The organism is Pantoea sp. RCC30.1 (assembly GCF_058148845.1).
Window position 1 is genome coordinate 121,613 of record NZ_JBXUHX010000007.1, and the last position, 17,013, is coordinate 138,625.

Below are 17,013 nucleotides of genomic sequence, written 5' to 3' on the forward strand. Positions count from 1 at the left end.
GTAATAAGCCGTTCAGACGTCTATACATCCGTTCAGCATGTTGGCACAATACGCATCATTAACGCAACATGGATTTCACCCACAATGCAGACACTTCAAACCACCAGCTTACAGGTTCGTGACAATCAGCTCTGGATTCTGGATCAGCAGGCCCTGCCGCAGCAGAAGAACTGGCTACCCGCGCACAGCGTGCCTCAGCTGATTGAACATATTCATGCGCTACGGGTGCGCGGTGCGCCGCTTATCGGCCTTTCCGCCTCGCTGCTGCTGGCGCTGCTGGCAGAACAGGGACAGACGCATCCTGAACTGGTGCAGGCGCTGGAAACCCTGCGCGCTGCGCGCCCTACCGCCGTCAACCTGATGAACAATCTCGACCGGATGAAAGTGGCGCTGGCTAAGCCGGACTTTGCCCCCGCGCTGGCTCAGGAAGCCTGGCGGCTGGTTCAGGAAGATAAGCAACTGTGTGACGCTATCGCTGATGCCGGTTGCACGCTGGTGAAACCCAACAGCCAGCTGCTGACTCACTGCAATACAGGTGGGCTGGCAACCGCTGGCGTGGGCACCGCGCTGGGCGTCATTGCCCGCGCTCATCAGCTGGGGCTGATTAAGAATGTCTGGGTGGATGAGACCCGTCCGCTGTTACAGGGTGGTCGCTTAACCGCCTGGGAACTGGGCGAGCTGGCGGTTCCTTACACCCTGATTACCGACTCCATGGCCGCCAGCCTGATGGCCCGTGGAGAGGTAGATGCTGTGTGGGTCGGCGCTGACCGCATTGCCGCCAACGGCGATGTCGCGAATAAGATCGGCACCTACAGTCTGGCGGTGCTGGCCCATTATCATCAGATCCCGTTTTACGTCGCGGCCCCGCATACCACACTGGATCGCAGCTGTCCGGACGGCGCATCGATTCCCATTGAGCAGCGCGCCGCCAGCGAAGTGACGGGCGTTGCCGGCAGTTTTGGCAGCCTACAGTGGGCACCGGAAGCGGCGAAAGTCTACAACCCGGCATTTGATGTCACGCCCGCCGCCCTGATCAGCGGCTGGGTTCTGGACACCGGGGTAGTCACGCCTGACCAGGTGCAGAACGGAATTTTCCAGCCGCAGTAACGCTCTGCGAGGCGTTTGCCGCTTATAGCAAACGCCTCACATCATCGGCTGACCATTTACGCCAGACGCGGATAGGCATCCGCGATCTTATCGCCGGTAAAGTTCGCTACCCAGCCTTCCTGATTATCGAAAATCCGGATCGCCGTGAAGTGCGGTGACGATCCCATATCAAACCAGTGCGGCGTTCCCGCCGGCACCGAAATCAGATCGTTTTTTTCGCAAAGGATCTGCAGGATCTCGCCATCCAGATGCAGGCAGAACAGCCCGGCCCCCTCAACAAAAAAACGCACCTCATCTTCGCCGTGCGTATGTTCAGAGAGAAACTTCTCACGCAGCACGGTTTTCTGCGGATTATCGGCACGCATACTGATCACGTCCCAGCTCTGATAGCCCTTCTCCGCCACCAGCCGATCGATCGCATGCTGATAGGCGTTGATTACCGTTTCGGGATCCGGGTTTTGACCCAGATCGCGATCGGCTTCCCAACGCTCAAAACGGACGCCTTTGGGGCTCAGGCGTTCACGAATTTCTTCCGCGTCGGTGCTGTGCCACACCGGCTGGCTGGCTTCGTGGTCGGTAAAAATAGTCAGTGCGCTCATCCTAAATCGACTCCGGGTTAATCTGGGAAAAATCCGTCACCTGACGATGGCGGCTCTCGCCGTCCGCATCGCCACGCAGTAGTTGCAGCGTCTGCCAGCCCGCCTCAGCGGCGGCATCCAGCTCCTGATGAATATCGGAGAGAAACAGCAGCTGCTCCGCTGGCTGACCAATTTCAGCGGCGATAGCGCGATAGGCTGCGACTTCGCGTTTGGCACCCACGTGCGTATCAAAATAGCCGCTGAAGAGGTCAGTAATATCACCTTCGTCGCTGTAGCCAAATAACAATTTCTGCGCCGCAACCGAGCCGGAGGAATATACATAGAGTTCAATGCCCTGCGCCTTCCAGCGCCTCAGTGCAGGCAGGACGTCGGGATAGAGATGACCGGTAAAGCTGCCATTAACATAGCCATCGCGCCAGATCATGCCCTGCAGTGCTTTCAGACCGGTTGATTTGCGATCCTGGTCCATAAACCCGAGCAGAATCTCTGTCACCGCATTCAGGTCGGCCTGCGGCTGACCGGCCTCCTCACGCACCGACTGCAGTGCTGCGGCGACCTCAGGCTGGTGCGCATTGTCACGCAGGAAGTCCGGCAGATGCTGACGGGCATAGGGAAACAGGATGTTATGTACAAAGCGGATATCGCTGGTAGTGCCTTCGATATCAGTAACAATGGCGCGAATCATGCTTTCTCCAGCAGGCGGCGTTGACGTTCACATTCAAATAAAAATTCCAGACCTTCCAGATGACGACGCGCTTCGCTGACATCCCGGCCCCAGCAGGTTAAGCCGTGGCCGCGCAGCAGGAAGCCGTAACGCAGCGGAAAGCGGGCGGCGTAATCTTCGATTTCTGACGCCAGCGCCGCGATGTCCTGGCTGTTGTCGAACACGGGAATTGCCAGCGTATCCAGATGGGTGTGCTGGCCAGTTAATGATTTCTGCATCTCATAGCCGTGAAGCAGCAGCGCCGCACCCTGCTCTACCCGCGACAGCACGGTCGAATTCACCGTGTGGGTATGCAGCACCGCGCCCGCCTCGGGGAAGAGGCGATAGATCATCGTGTGCAGCCCGGTTTCTGCCGACGGCTTACGGCCAGAAAGCGACTGGCTGGTGGCAATATCGACCTCGATAAAGTCATCCCGCGTCAGCGTGCCTTTATCTTTGCCTGATTCGCTCAGCAGACAGACGTGCTCATCGCGGCGTACGGACATATTCCCGCCGGTGGCCGGTGCCCAGCCTTTTGCGCCAATCCAGTGACAGGCGACGACCAGCTGATCTAACGGAAGACTCTGCGACATAAAGGTTCCTTGCGATAAAAGGTGATCCCGGGTAACCACGCGCAGCCAACGCCGCTGACGCGCGGAATATAACGCATTTAGCCATCTAAGCGTCTTGATTGCCAAATACTACCATCCTGTTTATAGTGGCACAAACACCGGGTGACACCGCATCAATCTTCACGCTTAAGGCCTGACATCATGACGCAGCACAACCTGATCCCCGAGAGTAAACTCCCTTTGCTCGGCACCACCATTTTCAGCCAGATGAGTGCGCTGGCGCAGCAGCATAACGCCATCAACCTCTCTCAGGGCTTTCCCGATTTTAGCGGCCCGGACTATCTGCAGCAGCGACTGGCATATCACGTCAGCCAGGGCGCGAACCAGTATGCGCCGATGACCGGTGCGCTGCCGTTACGTGAGGCGATAGCAGAGAAAACCGCGCGGCTTTATGATTATCGTCCTGATGTCGAAACAGAGATTACGGTGACGGCGGGCGCAACCGAAGCGCTTTATGCGGCGATTACCGCGCTGGTGCGGCCGGGCGATGAGGTGATCTGCTTTGATCCCAGCTACGACAGTTATGCGCCTGCGGTAGAGTTGTCGGGCGGCGTGATGAAACGCATTACGCTGCAGCCGCCCGCTTTCCGGGTGGACTGGCAGGCGTTTGCTGCGCTGCTGAGTGATAAAACCCGGCTGGTGATCCTGAATACGCCGCATAATCCCTCCGCCACCGTCTGGCAGCAGCCCGATTTCGCTGCGCTGTGGCAGGCGATTGCTGCGCGGCCGGTCTATGTGCTGAGCGACGAAGTCTATGAGCACATCTGCTTCGATGATGCAGGCCACGCCAGCGTGCTGGCACATACCGAACTACGCCAGCGCGCCATCGCGGTGTCGTCGTTCGGCAAGACTTTCCACATGACCGGCTGGAAAGTGGGCTATTGCATTGCCCCTGCGGCAATCAGTGCTGAACTGCGCAAAGTGCATCAGTACCTGACCTTCTCGGTAAATACCCCGGCGCAGCTGGCGATCGCCGATATGCTGCGTGAGCATCCGGAACACTATCTTGAGCTGCCAGCGTTTTATCGCGATCGCCGCGATCGGCTGGCGACGGCGCTGAGCAACAGCCGCTTTAAGGTGCTGCCCTGCGAAGGCACCTACTTTTTACTGGTCGATTACAGCGCCATCTCCGATCTGGATGATGTCAGTTTCTGCCAGTGGCTGACCCGTGAAGTCGGCGTCGCCGCGATTCCACTGTCGGTGTTCTGCGCCGATGCTTTCCCCTATAAACTGATACGCCTCTGTTTTGCCAAACAGCCGGCGACATTAGATGCCGCCGCGGAGCGCTTATGTCAGCTTTGAAAATCACGCTATTGCAGGAGACGCTGAACTGGATGGATGGCGAGGCCAACCTGCGCCATTTTGACGAGCAACTGGCCGGACTCACCGGACGCGATCTGATTTTACTGCCGGAGATGTTTACCACCGGCTTTGCAATGGAAGCGGCGAAAAGCTCGCTGCCTCAGGCGCAGGTAGTGGAGTGGCTGCATCAGCATGCCCGCCGCACCGATGCCCTGGTCGGCGGCAGTGCGGCGATCCAGACAGAACACGGCGCGGTAAATCGTTTCCTGTTGGTCGAGCCCGACGGCACGCTGCATCAGTATGACAAGCGTCACCTGTTCCGCATGGCGGACGAGCATCACCACTATCTGCCTGGCGAACAGCGGCAGGTGTTTGAGTGGCGCGGCTGGCGCATTCTGCCGCAAATCTGTTACGACCTGCGCTTCCCGGTCTTCTCGCGCAACCGCAATGATTACGATCTGGCGCTCTATGTCGCCAACTGGCCAGCGCCACGCGCGCTGCATTGGCAGGCGCTGCTGTTAGCGCGGGCGATTGAAAATCAGGCTTATGTCGCAGGCTGTAACCGCGTTGGCAGTGACGGCAATCAGCATCAATACAGTGGCGACAGTCAGATTATTTCGCCCTGCGGCGAGATCCTCAGCGCGGCCGAGCCGCATCAGCGCGCCCGTCTGGATGCCGAGCTGTCACTGGACGCGCTCAATGCTTACCGCGAGCGTTTCCCGGCATGGCAGGATGCGGACCGATTTTCGCTGTAAACCGCCACCGGTTAGCTGCCGCGATAGGTTGACCACGACCAGGGCGAAATCAGAAACGGCAGGTGGAAGTGGCTGCCCGCCTCGGCAATGACAAAATCGATCTGCGCGCTGACGTAGAGCGCATCCCGACCGGCGACGGCAAAATAGTCGCCAATTTCCGCCGTCAAACGGTAATGGCCAGGTGTCAGCGGCTCAGGCGTCAGATCTTTCAGACGCCCGTCGCTGTCCGTTTCACCCTGTGAAATCGGAAACCAGCCTTCCGGGCTGTTCTGCTCCAGTGAAATCGCCACGCCGCTCGCCGGTTTGCCCAGCGCTGTATCGAGAATATGGGTAGTTACGGTACTCATTGAATCGTCTCCTTAAGGCGTAACAGGGTAATTTCACGCAGCTGATCCAGCGCTTCCTGCTGCTCGTTAACCTCACTATTCTGCAACCTACGCTGCAACTCTGCCAGCATCTGCTCGCCGCTGCGCCCTTTAGCGCGAATCAGAAATACCCGGCCAAAACGCGCTTCGTATGCCCGATTCCCCTTTTGCATCGCCTGTTGCAGAGCGTTATCGGCCTGCTGCATCGCGGACTGCTCGCCGCGCGACAGCACAGACTCTTTATCCGCGCCATTCGCGCGTTCGCCGATGCGGGGATGCGCCGCCAGTGCCGACTCCAGCTCGGGCTGCTGCCACTGGCGAGCCAGCGCATCGGCGGTTGCCAGCAGCGCCCCGGTGGTGGCAAAAGGCCGTGCCGCTACCAGCGACTGCTGCCAGTGCGGGATTGCCACACAGTGCCGGATGGCTGCTTGCGCCTCGTCAGCAGATAGCTGATTAAATGCGGCTAACTCCATATTCAGCTCCGTTCAGCAATCAGCGAGACCGCCTGTAAATAAGCCTGCAGCGCAGGTGCCACATCGTCAACCGCCACCGACTCTGCCGGATGGTGACTGATGCCGCGATGGTTACGCACAAATAACATGCCGACCGGCCAGCGTTCAGCGATGGCGATGGCGTCATGCCCGGCACCACTTGGCAGCGACAGGCTGCGACCCTGCACCGTTTCCACCGCATGGCTCAGCGCCTGTTGCAGCGCGGAGTCACAGGCAGTGGCACCGATGCGATAATATTCGTTCGACTCGAAGCGAATCCCACGGCGCAGCGCAATCGCCTCAGCCTGAGTTAACAGGCTGGAGAGCAGCATCTCCAGCGGATTATCCAGCGGACCGCGCACATCCAGCGACAGGGACACCTCGCCAGGAATCACATTCACTGCGCCCGGCGCGCAGTGAATCGTACCGACGGTAGCCACCAGCTGCGGATCCTGCTCACGGGTAGTCTGCTCGATAAACACCATCCACTCGGCGGCGGCGGCCAGCGCATCTTTGCGATGCGTCATCGGCACCGTGCCCGCATGGCCCGCTTCTCCGGTGAAACGGCAATTAAGGCGGCGTGCACCGTTGATGGCCGTGACCACGCCCAGCGCCAGATCCTCCTGCTCCAGGCACGGGCCCTGCTCAATGTGCAGCTCAAGATATCCGACGATATCCTCAACCCGCCGCGTAGCCGCCTGGATCTGCTCGCTGTCGAGCCCGACATCCGCCATCGCCTGCGCCACGGTGATGCCGTTGCCGTCCGGATGCGTCACCCAGCTTTGCGGCCAGCTGCCGGTAATACCGCGACTGCCGAGCAGCGTAATGCCAAATCGGGTGCCCTCTTCGTCGCCAAAGCCAATCACCTCAATCGCCAGCGGTAAGCGGCGCTGATGTTCATTAAGCCACTGCACGGTTTCAATGGCGCTGAGCACGCCCAGCATCCCGTCGTAGCGCCCGGCGTTGCGCACCGTGTCGAGATGTGAACCCAGCAGTAACGCAGGTGCGCCCGCTTCGGCCGCCTCATAGCGCCCACAGATATTGCCAACTTCATCCTGCCACACCTGCATCCCCGCCGCCTGCATCCACTCACCGACGCAGGCGTTAGCGCGCAGATGTTCTGGCGAGAGGTAGACGCGGGTCAGCCCCTCTGCCGTTTCGCTGATCGCTGCCAGCGCATCGCAGCGCGCCATCACGCGCTGTGCAGCGGCCTGGGCTTCGCTGGCGCTCATCATCATGCCTGGCTCCCGTAGTGATTCCAGGCGGCCTGCGCGCCAGCGCCCTGCGGCGTGCGATAACCAACATAAGTCAGCACCGTTTCCAGTGCCGACAGCGTCTGCATCACGCAATCCTTGCGCGCGTTATAACCCATGGTGCCGATGCGCCAGACCTTGCCATGCAGCGGGCCAAACGAAGTACCAATTTCAATGCCGAAATCTTCCAGCATCAGCTTGCGCACCTGATCGCCATTCACGCCCGACGGGATCATCACGCCCAGCACATTGTTCATCTTGTTTTTCAGGTCGCCGAAGGTCTCCAGCCCCATCCCCTGAATACCTTTTAGCATCGCTTCACCATGCAGTTTGTGACGGGCGATGCCGTTGTCCAGGCCCTCCTGCAGGATCAGACGGGCACACTCACGCGCGCCAAACAGCGCACTGGTGGCTTCGGTGTGATGGTTAAGCCGCTCCGGCCCCCAGTAATCCATGATCATGCCCAAATCAAAATAGTTGGAGTAGATCATCTCCTCCTCGCCATCCTGATGCGCCTCGGTGCGGATCCCCTGCTCAACGCATTTACGTTTGCGGATCACCGCTGCCATCTCTGCGCTCAGGGTGATCGGCGAGGTGCCGGATGGACCGCCCAGGCATTTCTGCATTCCCGCCGACACCGCATCCAGCCCCCAAGCGTCCGTTTCCAGCGGGTTGCCCGCCAGTGACGCAGTGGCATCGCAGTAGAACAGCACGCCATACTGTTTGCAGATCGCCCCCAGCTGCTCCAGCGGCTGCAGCATGGTGGTCGAGGTGTCGCCCTGCACCGTGAGCAGCAGGCGCGGCCTCACTTTTTTGATTGCATCTTCGATCTGGTCGGGGGTAAAGACTTCGCCCCACGGCACTTCAATGGTGTGAACGTCCGCACGACAGCGCCGGGCAATTTCGCACAAAAGATGACCGAAGCGGCCAAATACCGGCACCAGCACTTTATCGCCAGGGCGGATAGAAGAGAGCAGAATCGCTTCGATACCGGCACGAGAGGTGCCATCAATCAGCAGCGTCCAGCGGTTCTCGGTGCGGAACACGCCGCGATAGAGCGCCATCACTTCATTCATGTAGTGTGTCATCGCGGGATCGTACTGACCCAGCAGCTGACTCGACATGGCGCGCAGCACGCGGGGATCGGCATTGATCGGTCCCGGTCCCATCAGCAGACGCTGTGGCGGATTGAGTTGCGGGTAGTGATTGATATCCATCGTAATTTCCTTTTTCAGAATCAGAGACGAACCGAAGAGATAAACTGCTTCAGCTCCGGCGTCTGTGGCTGGGCAAACAGCGTTTTACTGTCGCCCTGTTCCCAGACGCGCCCCTGATGCATAAAGACCACACGATCGCCCACGTCGCGGGCGAAGCTCATTTCATGCGTGACGAGGATCAGGGTCATTCCTTCTGCCGCCAGCTGCTCCAGAACTTTGAGCACTTCGCCCACCAGTTCAGGATCGAGCGCGGAGGTGATCTCATCACAGAGTAAAACTTTCGGTGTCATCGCCAGCGCACGGGCAATCGCCACGCGCTGCTGCTGACCGCCGGAGAGGCTGGCAGGATAGTAGTTAAGACGTTCGCCCAGCCCGACCTTCTCCAGCATCTGCGCCGCCAGCGCCCGGCACTCGGCGTCACTTTTCTTCAGCACGCGGCGCGGCGCCAGCATGACGTTCTCCAGCGCCGTCATGTGCGGGAAGAGGTTGAAGCTCTGGAACACCATCCCGACCGAGCGGCTGATTTCACGTGCCTGCGAGTCGCGATCGGTAATCGTCATCCCGCCGAGCTTGATGCTGCCCTCCTGATAGCCCTCCAGCCCGTTCATGCAGCGCAAGAGTGTGCTTTTGCCCGATCCGCTGCGCCCAATGATCGAGATCACCTCGCCCATGTCGATATCCAGATCCACGCCTTTCAACACATGGTTATCGCCGTAATATTTTTGCACCTGATTAATGGTGATGAGCGGCATTGAATTTTTTCTCCAGATACTGGCTGTAGCGAGACAGCGGATAACACATCAGGAAGTAGCCCAGCGCCACCAGCCCAAAGACTTTAAACGGCTGATAGGTCACGTTGTTCAGAATGGTGCCCGCTTTAGTCAACTCGATGAACCCGATAATTGACGCCAGCGCTGTGCCCTTGATGACCTGTACAGCAAATCCCACCGTCGGCGCGATACCGATGCGGATCGCCTGCGGCGCAACCACCCGCCACAGCGTCTGACCAAAGGTCAGGCCGAGGCAGCGTGACGCTTCCCATTGCCCTTTCGGCAGGGCGCGGATGCTGCCGTACCAGATATCGATCAGAAAGGCGCTGGTGTAGAAGGTCAGCGCCAGCGAGGCTGCGGTCCAGGGCGCGACATCAATGCCGAACAGCCCGACGCCGAAAAACGCCAGGAACAGCTGCATCAGCAGCGGCGTGCCCTGAAACAGCGCGGTGTAACCGCGTATTACGCGCGTCAGCCACTTACGTTGCAGCAGACGCAGAAACAGCAGCGGCAGCGTCACCAGCGTTCCGCCGACAAAGGCCACCAGCGACAGCAACAGGGTCCAGCGCGCCGCCAGCAGCAGGTTGCGCAGGATGTCCCAGTCGGTAAAGGTCGTCATCATGATGGCTGCACTCCAAACCATTTACGGCCAATCGCCAGCAGCAGATGGCGCATCGCAATCGACAACGCCAGGTAGATCAGCGTGGTCACCAGATAGACCTCAAAACTTAAGAAGGTGCGCGACTGGATCAGGTTAGCGGCGAAGGTCAGCTCCTCATAGGAGACCTGCGACACCACCGATGACCCCAGCATCACGATGATGCACTGACTCACCAGCGCTGGATAAATGCGCTGTAAAGCAGGCGGCAGCACGACCCGCAGAAACGTCTGGCTGCGGGTTAATCCCAGCACCCGGCCTGCTTCCCACTGCCCTTTAGGTGTGACCTGGATCCCGGCACGGATAATCTCGGTGCTGTAGGCCCCGAGGTTGATCAGCATCGCCAGCAGCGCCGCCTCGCCAGCGGTGAGTTTCATCCCCAGCGCAGGCAGACCGAAAACGATAAAGAACAGTTGCACCACGAACGGCGTATTGCGGATCAGCTCGACATAGATGCCCCACAGGCGGCTCATCCAGCCAGGTTTGCCGCTGCGCAGAGCCGCGCCCGCAATGCCCAGCGCCACACCACCGGTCGTCGCCAGCACCGTCAGCTGGATGGTGACCCACAGACCGGAGAGCAGCTCCGGCCAGTAGGGCCACAGGGCGGGAAAGTTAAGTTGCCCGGTCATGAATCCGTCCTCAGGCGCCGAGGTTGGTGGGCAGCGGCGCTTTCAGCCACTCTTCTGACAGTTTATTCAGGGTGCCATCTTTGATGCCCTGCTCAATCAGCTCATTCACTTTCGCTTTCAGCGCAGGCTCATCTTTCTTCAGTCCGATAAAGCAGGGTGAATCTTTCAGCATAAACTGCGCGACGGGCGCTTTGGCCGGATTCTGGCGCGCAATAGCGGCGACGACCAGGTTACCGGTTGCGACATACTGCACCTGACCAGAGAGATACGCAGACAACGTAGTATTGTTATCTTCGTAGCGTTTCACCTGCGCATCTTTCGGGGCGACTTCGCTGAGCACCATATCTTCTACCGCACCGCGTGTGACGCCAATCGACTTGCCGCTCAGAGCCGACGCCGCTTTGATCTCATCGCCTTTCGGACCAAATACGCCCAGGAAAAACGGCGCATAGGCGCGGGTGAAGTCGATCACTTTCTCACGCTCGGCATTTTTACCCATGCTGGAGATAACCAGATCGACCTTGTCGGTTTGCAGATAAGGCACGCGGTTGGCACTGCTGACAGGCACCAACTGCAACTTAAGTTTCATCTGCTTTGCCAGATATTTTGCCGTGTCGATGTCATAACCCTGTGGCTGCAGGTCAGTGCCGACCGAGCCAAACGGCGGGAAGTCCTGCGGCACGGCGACGCGGATGACGCCACGTTTCTGGATGTCCTGCAGTTGATCGGCCAGCGCGCTTCCCGCTTGTGCCATCAGTAATGCCGCTGTCGCAACCGCCATTAAAACTTTTTTCATTATGCACCCCGGTGAGATTAACGTGAAACAAAAGATTCTTTGACATGCAATCTGCAACTAATGTGCCAACCCGGGCGGTAACAAAAAAAGGCTTAAACGGCAGAGAGTTCAGCAGAATTCGGGCGTAATCGGGGCGACTACGCCGAAGAGGCGGTGTTCTGAAATGGGGCAAAGCACCAAAAGGGTGCCTGTTAACGGTGCTCCAGCTCGTCGAACTGCTGATAAAGGTCGGCGATCTGATGAATACGCTGACGTCCCTGAGCCAGCATTTCATGCAGCAGGGCATTGGCGATCAGGTTAACCAGACTCATGGCCGCACTGTAACTGTCAAAGGCGGAAACGCTGTCCAGCGGCGTACAGAGCTGCCAGCGCGCCAGCGCAATTACCGTCTGCGCCTGCGGCTCACATAGCGCCAGCATTGGGACACCGGCAGCCTGCAGCTGCTGCATCAGCGGACGAATGATGCGCGCACGACGACGAAAGGCCATCACAATCACCATGTCATCCGACGTGATATCCACCAGCTCCTCAGCCAGCGTCTGGCCCGGCTGCGGCAGGATATGCACCTGCGCACGCGCCTGCACCAGTTGCTGGCGCAGATGCAGCGCTACCGGATAGGCGTTGCGCATGCCGATGATAAAGATGCGTTTTGCCTGCGCCAGCTGCTGGATAACCTCGTTAAAGTGCCGGGCATCCAGGCTGTTTACCCACTGCGTCAGATTTGCCATCTCCTGCTTGTAGTGGCGCGCCAGCAGCGTATTGCCCTGCACCGCATCACGATTATCGGTCAGCGGCATACCGCTCTGGCGCAGGATGCGTAACTCATCACGCATATCCTTGTACTTTTCGTAGCCCAGTCGCTTAAACAGCCGACTGACCGTGGCTTTCGACACGCCACTGAGCCGCGCCAGCTCGGCGCTGTTGTAGCTGATCAGGTCATCGAAGTGGTCAAACACGAAGTCGGCAATACGCTGCTCCTGCGGAGAGAGCTGGGGATAGTGACTTCTGAGTCGTTCATCAAGCTGTTTCATAAGGCGTCCTGTAACTTTTGTTTCAGCAGAAGCTAGCACAATTTACGCCAGGTTAATCGGCGCTTTGTCAGCCCGGGGTGAAAACTGGAACGGCTCTTGCTTTGTTATGGATTCTGTCACCCGGATAACGAGAAAAAGATGATTCAAAGCAACATGGCCCCGCAGGGGATGGCGGTGACGCCACACCATCTGGCGAGTGAAAGCGCACTCGCGGTGCTGCGTGACGGCGGTAATGCCATTGAAGCGATGGTCGCCGCTGCCGCGACTATCGCCGTGGTCTACCCGCACATGAATGGACTGGGCGGCGACGGTTTCTGGCTGATTCTGCCGCCTGGCGGCGATCCCGTCGCGATCGACGCCAGCGGTGCAGCCGGTTCGCTGGCTCACCGCGATGTCTACGCCGATCATCCGAAGATCCCGCATCGCGGGCCGAAAGCAGCGCTGACCGTGGCCGGAACGGTCAGCGGCTGGCAGGAGGCACTGACGCTCTCTGCGGAGATGGGCACCCCGCCACTGCCGCTGGCTCGTCTGCTGCGTGATGCGATTCGCTACGCCGCCGACGGCATTCCGGTGACCGCTTCACAGAGCGCCGCCACCGCGACGTTCCGCAGTGAGTTGCAGCATCAGCCCGGCTTCAGCGCCAATTTTATGCCCGATGGCGATGTGCCGCAGCCGGGCAGCCGTTTTACCCAGCCCGCACTGGCGAATACCCTGAGCCAGCTCACCGAAGAGGGACTCGACAGTTTTTATCGTGGCCCGCTGGCTCACCATATGGCCGATGAGATGGCCACGCTCGGCATGCCGGTCACGCTAGCCGATCTGCAGCAGCACCGCGCCCGCCGTACGACGCCGCTGCATCTCTCCCACAGCGAAGGCGACATCTGGAATATCACCCCACCGACGCAGGGCATGGTGTCGCTGGCGATCCTCGGCATCACCGATCGTCTGGAGATGGCGGAGGCTGACAGTGCGCAGACGGTGCACCGTATCGTAGAAGCCACCAAGAAAGCCTTTGTGCTGCGCGACAAACACATCACCGATCCGCGTCACGTCACCGAAGATTTGCAGGCGCTGTTGGACAGCGATCACCTTGCCACGCTCGCCAGTCAGATCACCGATGGTGAGGCGGCAGCCTGGGGAAATGGACGCGGACCGGGCGATACGGTCTGGATGGGCGTGATGGACAGCAGCGGTCTTGCCGTCTCCTTTATTCAGAGCATCTACCACGAGTTTGGCAGCGGTGTGGTACTGCCCGGCACGGGCATTACCTGGCAGAACCGTGGCGCGGCGTTCAGCCTCGATCCTGAACATTTGCTGGCGCTGGTGCCCGGCAAGCAGCCGTTCCATACCCTGAATCCTGCCGCCGCACGGCTGAAAGATGGCCGGACAATGGTGTATGGCGCAATGGGCGGAGATGGACAGCCGCAGACTCAGGCGGCGATTTTTACCCGCCATGTGATTCAGGGCCTGCCGTTACAACAGGCGGTCAGTGCGCCGCGCTGGCTGCTGGGCCGGACCTGGGGGCAATCATCAGACTCGCTGAAACTGGAAGGCCGTTTTGACGACGAAACGGTATTGATGCTGCGTCTGTGGGGACATGAGGTGGAGCTGCTGCCGGACTTCAGCGAATCCGTGGGCCATGCGGGCGCCATTGTGCGCCACAGCAACGGCATGTTTGAGGGCGCAAGCGATCCACGCAGTAACGGCAGCGCCGCCGGTTTTTAACAGGAGCGAATCATGAATCAACACGACTGGGCCAGCTACATCGGCCATATGGAGCAGATCCTGCAACTGGAACTGGATGACGCCCGCCGCGCTGAACTGCTGATCCAGCTATCGCGTATCGCGGAGATGGCCGCGCCGCTGATGGCGTTTCCGCTGGACGACCGTCTGGAAGTAGCAGGAGTATACCAGGCATGAGATTAGGTGACATTTCGATTCAGATCCTGCAACGGGCGATCCAGCAGGGTGACGTCAGCGCGCTGGAGGTGGCGAAGAGCACGCTGCAGGCGGTAGAGCAGCATAATCCGGCGCTGAATGCCTGGACGGAAGTGACCGGACCGCGCATGTTAAAAGAGGCCAGCGCGATTGATGCGCAGCGGCAACGCGGCGAAACCCTGCCACCGCTGGCGGGCATCCCGTATGCGGTGAAAAACCTGTTTGATGTGGCGGGTCACAGCACGCTGGCCGGTGCCAGCTTGTTCCGCGATCGCCCTGCGGCATCGGCAGATGCATTTGCCATCGGGAAACTGCGTCACGCTGGCGCACTGCTGTCGGGCATGCTGAATATGGATGCTTACGCCTATGGTTTTACCACCGAAAACAGCCACTATGGTGCGACACACAATCCGCGCGATCTGAGCCGCGTGGCGGGCGGCTCCTCAGGCGGTTCGGCGGCTGCCGTCGCCGCCGGGCTGGTCCACTTTTCGCTTGGCACCGATACTAACGGCTCGATTCGGGTGCCCGCGTCGCTGTGCGGTATTTTTGGTCTTAAGCCCACCTTTGGCCGTCTGTCACGCAGCGGCAGTCATCCGTTTGTCGCCAGTCTTGACCATATCGGTCCGCTGGCACGGCGGGTTGAAGACCTGGCACTGGTTTATGACCTGTTACAGGGCGCAGACCACGCCGATGCGTTTCAGGCCGTTCATCCTTTGGCCACCACGCTACCGGGGCTGTCACAGGGCAGCGAAGGATTACGCTGCGGCGTGCTGGGCGGTTTTTTTGCCCGCTGGTGTGATGAGGATGCCCGCGCTGCCGTCGCGGTGGTTGCGGCAGCGCTTGGGGCACAGGAAGAGGTACTGATGCCGGACGCGGAGCTGGCCCGCTCGGCTGCGTTTATCATGACCGCCGCAGAGGGCGGCAATCACTATCTGCCCGCCCTGCGTCAGATGCCGGAGCAGTTTGAACCGAACTCACGCGAGCGTCTGCTGGCGGGTGCCATGATGCCAGGTGCCTGGTATGTACAGGCGCAGCGTTTCCGTCGCCATTTCCAGCAGCAGGTGTTACCGCTGTTTGATCGCTTCGATGTGCTGATCGCTCCGGCGACCCCCTGCAGCGCGATCACCATCGGTCAGCAAACTCTGACGATTCAGGGTGAATCGCTGCCTGCTAAAGCAAGCATGGGGATGCTGACGCAGCCGATCTCCTTCCTGGGATTGCCGGTCTGTACCGTGCCACTGGCCACCCGAAGTGGCCTGCCGATTGGATTACAGCTTATCGCCCGTCCGTTTAACGAAGAGGCGGTGTTACGCGCCGCCTGGGCACTGGAACAACAAGGCGTTACGATACCGCAAATGAATATGGCAGGAGCCTGATGAACAGAGAGATTAATTTACCGCAGGTGCTCACCGAGGTGACGGCGCAGTTTTATCGCTACGAGCAGGCGCTCGTCAGCAATGACGTGGATGAACTGGATGCGCTGTTCTGGCATGACGCGCGAACCGTTCGTCTCGGCGCGGGTGAGAATCTGTATGGCATTGATGAGATTCGGGCCTTCCGTGCCGCGCGTCCTTCAGCCGGGTTGAACCGGGCGCTGCGAAACACCGTGATTACCACTTTTGGTGAGGATTATGCGGTCTGCAGCACTGAATTTACCCGCACCGGCAGCGATAAGATTGGCCGTCAGCAGCAAACCTGGGTGCGAATGCCCCACGGCTGGTGCATCGTGGCGGCGCAGGTCAGTCTGATGAGCTGACGGCATCCGGCGCTTCGCCCGGTTGAGTGGGGCAAGCGCCGGAACCGGCTTACGGTGCCGGGTGGGTAGCGATCCAGTGGTCAGCAATCTGCTGGCGGGTACAGATCCAGACGTCGTCGTGCTGCTGGATGTGATCGAGGAAGTTCTGCAGCGCGCGGAATTTGCCAGGACGCCCCAGCAGGCGGCAATGCATGCCGATCGACATCATCTTCGGCGCCGTTTCTCCCTCTTCGTACAGCACATCGAAGCTGTCGCGCAGATAGGTAAAGAACTGCTCGGCGGTGTTAAAGCCCTGCGGAGAGGCAAAGCGCATGTCGTTGCACTCCAGAGTGTAGGGGATAATCAGGTGCGGTTTCACCGTGCCATCCTGACAGGTGACCTGGGTCCAGAACGGCAGATCGTCGCCGTAGTAGTCACTGTCGTAGCTGAAACCGCCCTGCTCTACCACCAGCCGACGGGTGTTAGGACTGTCGCGGCCGGTGTACCAACCGGTCGGCGCTTTACCAAACAGATCCACCAGCACATCGACCGCCTGCTGCATATGCTGACGTTCGGTTTTTGCATCCATGCCCTGATAGTGGATCCAGCGCCAGCCGTGGCTGACCACATCATAATCCGCCTGCTTGATCGCCTCGACGACTTCCGGATGACGCGCCAGCGCCATCGCTACGCCAAACACGGTTAGCGGCAGACCGCGTTTCTGGAATTCATTGTGGATGCGCCAGAACCCGGCGCGGGAGCCGTACTCATACAAAGACTCCATCGACATGTGCCGATCGGCATAGCTGGCTGCACCGATGATGTCGGAGAGGAATTGCTCTGAGCCAGCATCGCCATGCAACACGCTGTTTTCTGCGCCCTCTTCGTAGTTCAGAACAAATTGCACCGCCACACGGGCGTTGTTGGGCCAGGCGGCGTGCGGCGGATTAGCGCCATAACCGATTAAATCGCGCGGATAGTTTTTGTTAAAGCTGTACTCTTTCTTCTCTGCAGCGTCAGTCATGACTCCAC

The 17,013-nt window shown here is 59.5% G+C and carries 20 protein-coding genes; 7 read left to right on the forward strand and 13 right to left on the reverse strand.

What is annotated here, in order from left to right:
- Positions 1 to 84 precede the first annotated feature (84 nt).
- Entirely contained in the window at positions 85 to 1,107 is a 1,023-nt protein-coding gene (mtnA, locus tag AC2LB6_RS08810; RefSeq protein WP_490093209.1) for an S-methyl-5-thioribose-1-phosphate isomerase, read from the forward strand.
- A gap of 56 nt (positions 1,108 to 1,163) precedes the next feature.
- Here mtnA and AC2LB6_RS08815 read toward each other — a convergent pair whose 3' ends face one another.
- The 3 genes from AC2LB6_RS08815 to AC2LB6_RS08825 are packed head-to-tail and all read right to left on the reverse strand — an operon-like array spanning position 1,164 to position 3,002.
- Positions 1,164 to 1,706 carry a 1,2-dihydroxy-3-keto-5-methylthiopentene dioxygenase gene (locus tag AC2LB6_RS08815; RefSeq protein WP_490093210.1) on the reverse strand — a complete coding sequence of 181 codons (543 nt, stop codon included), beginning with the start codon at positions 1,704 to 1,706 and terminating at the stop codon, positions 1,164 to 1,166.
- A gap of 1 nt (position 1,707) precedes the next feature.
- A complete protein-coding gene (gene mtnC, locus AC2LB6_RS08820; RefSeq protein WP_490093211.1) occupies positions 1,708 to 2,391 on the reverse strand; it encodes an acireductone synthase in 684 nt (227 codons plus the stop codon).
- Positions 2,388 to 3,002, reverse strand: a complete 615-nt coding sequence (locus AC2LB6_RS08825; RefSeq protein WP_490093212.1) for a methylthioribulose 1-phosphate dehydratase — start codon at positions 3,000 to 3,002, stop codon at positions 2,388 to 2,390. Before AC2LB6_RS08825 ends, mtnC begins: the two co-directional genes overlap by 4 nt.
- Before the next feature lie 180 nt (positions 3,003 to 3,182).
- Here AC2LB6_RS08825 and AC2LB6_RS08830 point away from each other — a divergent pair, with 180 nt between their 5' ends.
- Positions 3,183 to 4,343 (forward strand): pyridoxal phosphate-dependent aminotransferase, encoded by a 1,161-nt coding sequence (locus AC2LB6_RS08830; protein ID WP_490093213.1) that lies wholly within the window; start codon positions 3,183 to 3,185, stop codon positions 4,341 to 4,343.
- On the forward strand, positions 4,331 to 5,098 hold the full coding sequence (locus AC2LB6_RS08835; protein WP_490093214.1) for an amidohydrolase: 768 nt from the start codon (positions 4,331 to 4,333) through the stop codon (positions 5,096 to 5,098). The genes AC2LB6_RS08830 and AC2LB6_RS08835 overlap by 13 nt, the downstream gene beginning before the upstream one ends.
- Positions 5,099 to 5,109: 11 nt before the next feature.
- Here AC2LB6_RS08835 and uraH read toward each other — a convergent pair whose 3' ends face one another.
- The 9 genes from uraH to hpxU form a co-directional block, all read right to left on the reverse strand.
- On the reverse strand, positions 5,110 to 5,445 hold the full coding sequence (gene uraH, locus AC2LB6_RS08840) for a hydroxyisourate hydrolase (protein WP_161734521.1): 336 nt from the start codon (positions 5,443 to 5,445) through the stop codon (positions 5,110 to 5,112).
- Positions 5,442 to 5,936 carry a 2-oxo-4-hydroxy-4-carboxy-5-ureidoimidazoline decarboxylase gene (uraD, locus tag AC2LB6_RS08845; RefSeq protein WP_490093215.1) on the reverse strand — a complete coding sequence of 165 codons (495 nt, stop codon included), beginning with the start codon at positions 5,934 to 5,936 and terminating at the stop codon, positions 5,442 to 5,444. The genes uraH and uraD overlap by 4 nt, the downstream gene beginning before the upstream one ends.
- 2 nt (positions 5,937 to 5,938) lie before the next feature.
- Positions 5,939 to 7,192, reverse strand: a complete 1,254-nt coding sequence (gene hpxK / locus AC2LB6_RS08850) for an allantoate amidohydrolase (protein ID WP_490093216.1) — start codon at positions 7,190 to 7,192, stop codon at positions 5,939 to 5,941.
- Positions 7,189 to 8,424: a pyridoxal-phosphate-dependent aminotransferase family protein gene (locus AC2LB6_RS08855; protein ID WP_490093217.1), complete on the reverse strand. Its 1,236-nt coding sequence runs from the start codon at positions 8,422 to 8,424 to the stop codon at positions 7,189 to 7,191. Before AC2LB6_RS08855 ends, hpxK begins: the two co-directional genes overlap by 4 nt.
- Positions 8,425 to 8,444: 20 nt before the next feature.
- A complete protein-coding gene (locus AC2LB6_RS08860) occupies positions 8,445 to 9,176 on the reverse strand; it encodes an amino acid ABC transporter ATP-binding protein (RefSeq protein ID WP_490093218.1) in 732 nt (243 codons plus the stop codon).
- Positions 9,157 to 9,813: an amino acid ABC transporter permease gene (locus AC2LB6_RS08865; RefSeq protein ID WP_436371289.1), complete on the reverse strand. Its 657-nt coding sequence runs from the start codon at positions 9,811 to 9,813 to the stop codon at positions 9,157 to 9,159. The genes AC2LB6_RS08860 and AC2LB6_RS08865 overlap by 20 nt, the downstream gene beginning before the upstream one ends.
- Positions 9,813 to 10,481, reverse strand: coding sequence for an amino acid ABC transporter permease (locus AC2LB6_RS08870; RefSeq protein WP_490093219.1), 669 nt, complete (start codon positions 10,479 to 10,481; stop codon positions 9,813 to 9,815). Before AC2LB6_RS08870 ends, AC2LB6_RS08865 begins: the two co-directional genes overlap by 1 nt.
- Positions 10,482 to 10,491: 10 nt before the next feature.
- Positions 10,492 to 11,277: a transporter substrate-binding domain-containing protein gene (locus AC2LB6_RS08875; protein WP_490093220.1), complete on the reverse strand. Its 786-nt coding sequence runs from the start codon at positions 11,275 to 11,277 to the stop codon at positions 10,492 to 10,494.
- A 191-nt stretch (positions 11,278 to 11,468) separates the two neighbouring features.
- Positions 11,469 to 12,308, reverse strand: coding sequence for a MurR/RpiR family transcriptional regulator HpxU (hpxU, locus tag AC2LB6_RS08880; protein ID WP_490093221.1), 840 nt, complete (start codon positions 12,306 to 12,308; stop codon positions 11,469 to 11,471).
- A gap of 138 nt (positions 12,309 to 12,446) precedes the next feature.
- On the opposite strand from hpxU, the gene AC2LB6_RS08885 reads away from it, so the two are divergent.
- Genes AC2LB6_RS08885 through hpxZ form a run of 4 tightly spaced genes read left to right on the forward strand, consistent with a single transcriptional unit; the run spans position 12,447 to position 16,002 of the window.
- The gene (locus tag AC2LB6_RS08885) at positions 12,447 to 14,033 is read left to right on the forward strand and encodes a gamma-glutamyltransferase family protein (RefSeq protein WP_490093222.1); all 1,587 of its coding nucleotides are present in this window, start codon (positions 12,447 to 12,449) and stop codon (positions 14,031 to 14,033) included.
- A gap of 12 nt (positions 14,034 to 14,045) precedes the next feature.
- Positions 14,046 to 14,228, forward strand: coding sequence for an oxalurate catabolism protein HpxX (hpxX, locus tag AC2LB6_RS08890; protein WP_003852562.1), 183 nt, complete (start codon positions 14,046 to 14,048; stop codon positions 14,226 to 14,228).
- Positions 14,225 to 15,622, forward strand: coding sequence for an AtzE family amidohydrolase (locus AC2LB6_RS08895; RefSeq protein ID WP_490093223.1), 1,398 nt, complete (start codon positions 14,225 to 14,227; stop codon positions 15,620 to 15,622). Before hpxX ends, AC2LB6_RS08895 begins: the two co-directional genes overlap by 4 nt.
- A complete protein-coding gene (hpxZ, locus tag AC2LB6_RS08900) occupies positions 15,622 to 16,002 on the forward strand; it encodes an oxalurate catabolism protein HpxZ (RefSeq protein ID WP_490093224.1) in 381 nt (126 codons plus the stop codon). Before AC2LB6_RS08895 ends, hpxZ begins: the two co-directional genes overlap by 1 nt.
- 49 nt (positions 16,003 to 16,051) lie before the next feature.
- Here hpxZ and puuE read toward each other — a convergent pair whose 3' ends face one another.
- Positions 16,052 to 17,005 (reverse strand): allantoinase PuuE, encoded by a 954-nt coding sequence (gene puuE / locus AC2LB6_RS08905; RefSeq protein ID WP_490093225.1) that lies wholly within the window; start codon positions 17,003 to 17,005, stop codon positions 16,052 to 16,054.
- Positions 17,006 to 17,013: the final 8 nt, after the last annotated feature.

Coding starts and splice junctions, on each gene's coding strand:
- AC2LB6_RS08855 (WP_490093217.1), bottom strand. CDS start 8,424: ATGGATATCAATCACTACCCGCAACTCAATCCGCCACAGCGTCTGCTG.
- AC2LB6_RS08835 (WP_490093214.1), top strand. CDS start 4,331: ATGTCAGCTTTGAAAATCACGCTATTGCAGGAGACGCTGAACTGGATG.
- mtnC (WP_490093211.1), bottom strand. CDS start 2,391: ATGATTCGCGCCATTGTTACTGATATCGAAGGCACTACCAGCGATATC.
- hpxK (WP_490093216.1), bottom strand. CDS start 7,192: ATGATGATGAGCGCCAGCGAAGCCCAGGCCGCTGCACAGCGCGTGATG.
- uraH (WP_161734521.1), bottom strand. CDS start 5,445: ATGAGTACCGTAACTACCCATATTCTCGATACAGCGCTGGGCAAACCG.
- AC2LB6_RS08875 (WP_490093220.1), bottom strand. CDS start 11,277: ATGAAAAAAGTTTTAATGGCGGTTGCGACAGCGGCATTACTGATGGCA.
- AC2LB6_RS08825 (WP_490093212.1), bottom strand. CDS start 3,002: ATGTCGCAGAGTCTTCCGTTAGATCAGCTGGTCGTCGCCTGTCACTGG.
- uraD (WP_490093215.1), bottom strand. CDS start 5,936: ATGGAGTTAGCCGCATTTAATCAGCTATCTGCTGACGAGGCGCAAGCA.
- AC2LB6_RS08885 (WP_490093222.1), top strand. CDS start 12,447: ATGATTCAAAGCAACATGGCCCCGCAGGGGATGGCGGTGACGCCACAC.
- AC2LB6_RS08895 (WP_490093223.1), top strand. CDS start 14,225: ATGAGATTAGGTGACATTTCGATTCAGATCCTGCAACGGGCGATCCAG.
- AC2LB6_RS08830 (WP_490093213.1), top strand. CDS start 3,183: ATGACGCAGCACAACCTGATCCCCGAGAGTAAACTCCCTTTGCTCGGC.
- hpxU (WP_490093221.1), bottom strand. CDS start 12,308: ATGAAACAGCTTGATGAACGACTCAGAAGTCACTATCCCCAGCTCTCT.
- puuE (WP_490093225.1), bottom strand. CDS start 17,005: ATGACTGACGCTGCAGAGAAGAAAGAGTACAGCTTTAACAAAAACTAT.
- AC2LB6_RS08815 (WP_490093210.1), bottom strand. CDS start 1,706: ATGAGCGCACTGACTATTTTTACCGACCACGAAGCCAGCCAGCCGGTG.
- hpxZ (WP_490093224.1), top strand. CDS start 15,622: ATGAACAGAGAGATTAATTTACCGCAGGTGCTCACCGAGGTGACGGCG.
- AC2LB6_RS08860 (WP_490093218.1), bottom strand. CDS start 9,176: ATGCCGCTCATCACCATTAATCAGGTGCAAAAATATTACGGCGATAAC.
- mtnA (WP_490093209.1), top strand. CDS start 85: ATGCAGACACTTCAAACCACCAGCTTACAGGTTCGTGACAATCAGCTC.
- AC2LB6_RS08865 (WP_436371289.1), bottom strand. CDS start 9,813: ATGACGACCTTTACCGACTGGGACATCCTGCGCAACCTGCTGCTGGCG.
- hpxX (WP_003852562.1), top strand. CDS start 14,046: ATGAATCAACACGACTGGGCCAGCTACATCGGCCATATGGAGCAGATC.
- AC2LB6_RS08870 (WP_490093219.1), bottom strand. CDS start 10,481: ATGACCGGGCAACTTAACTTTCCCGCCCTGTGGCCCTACTGGCCGGAG.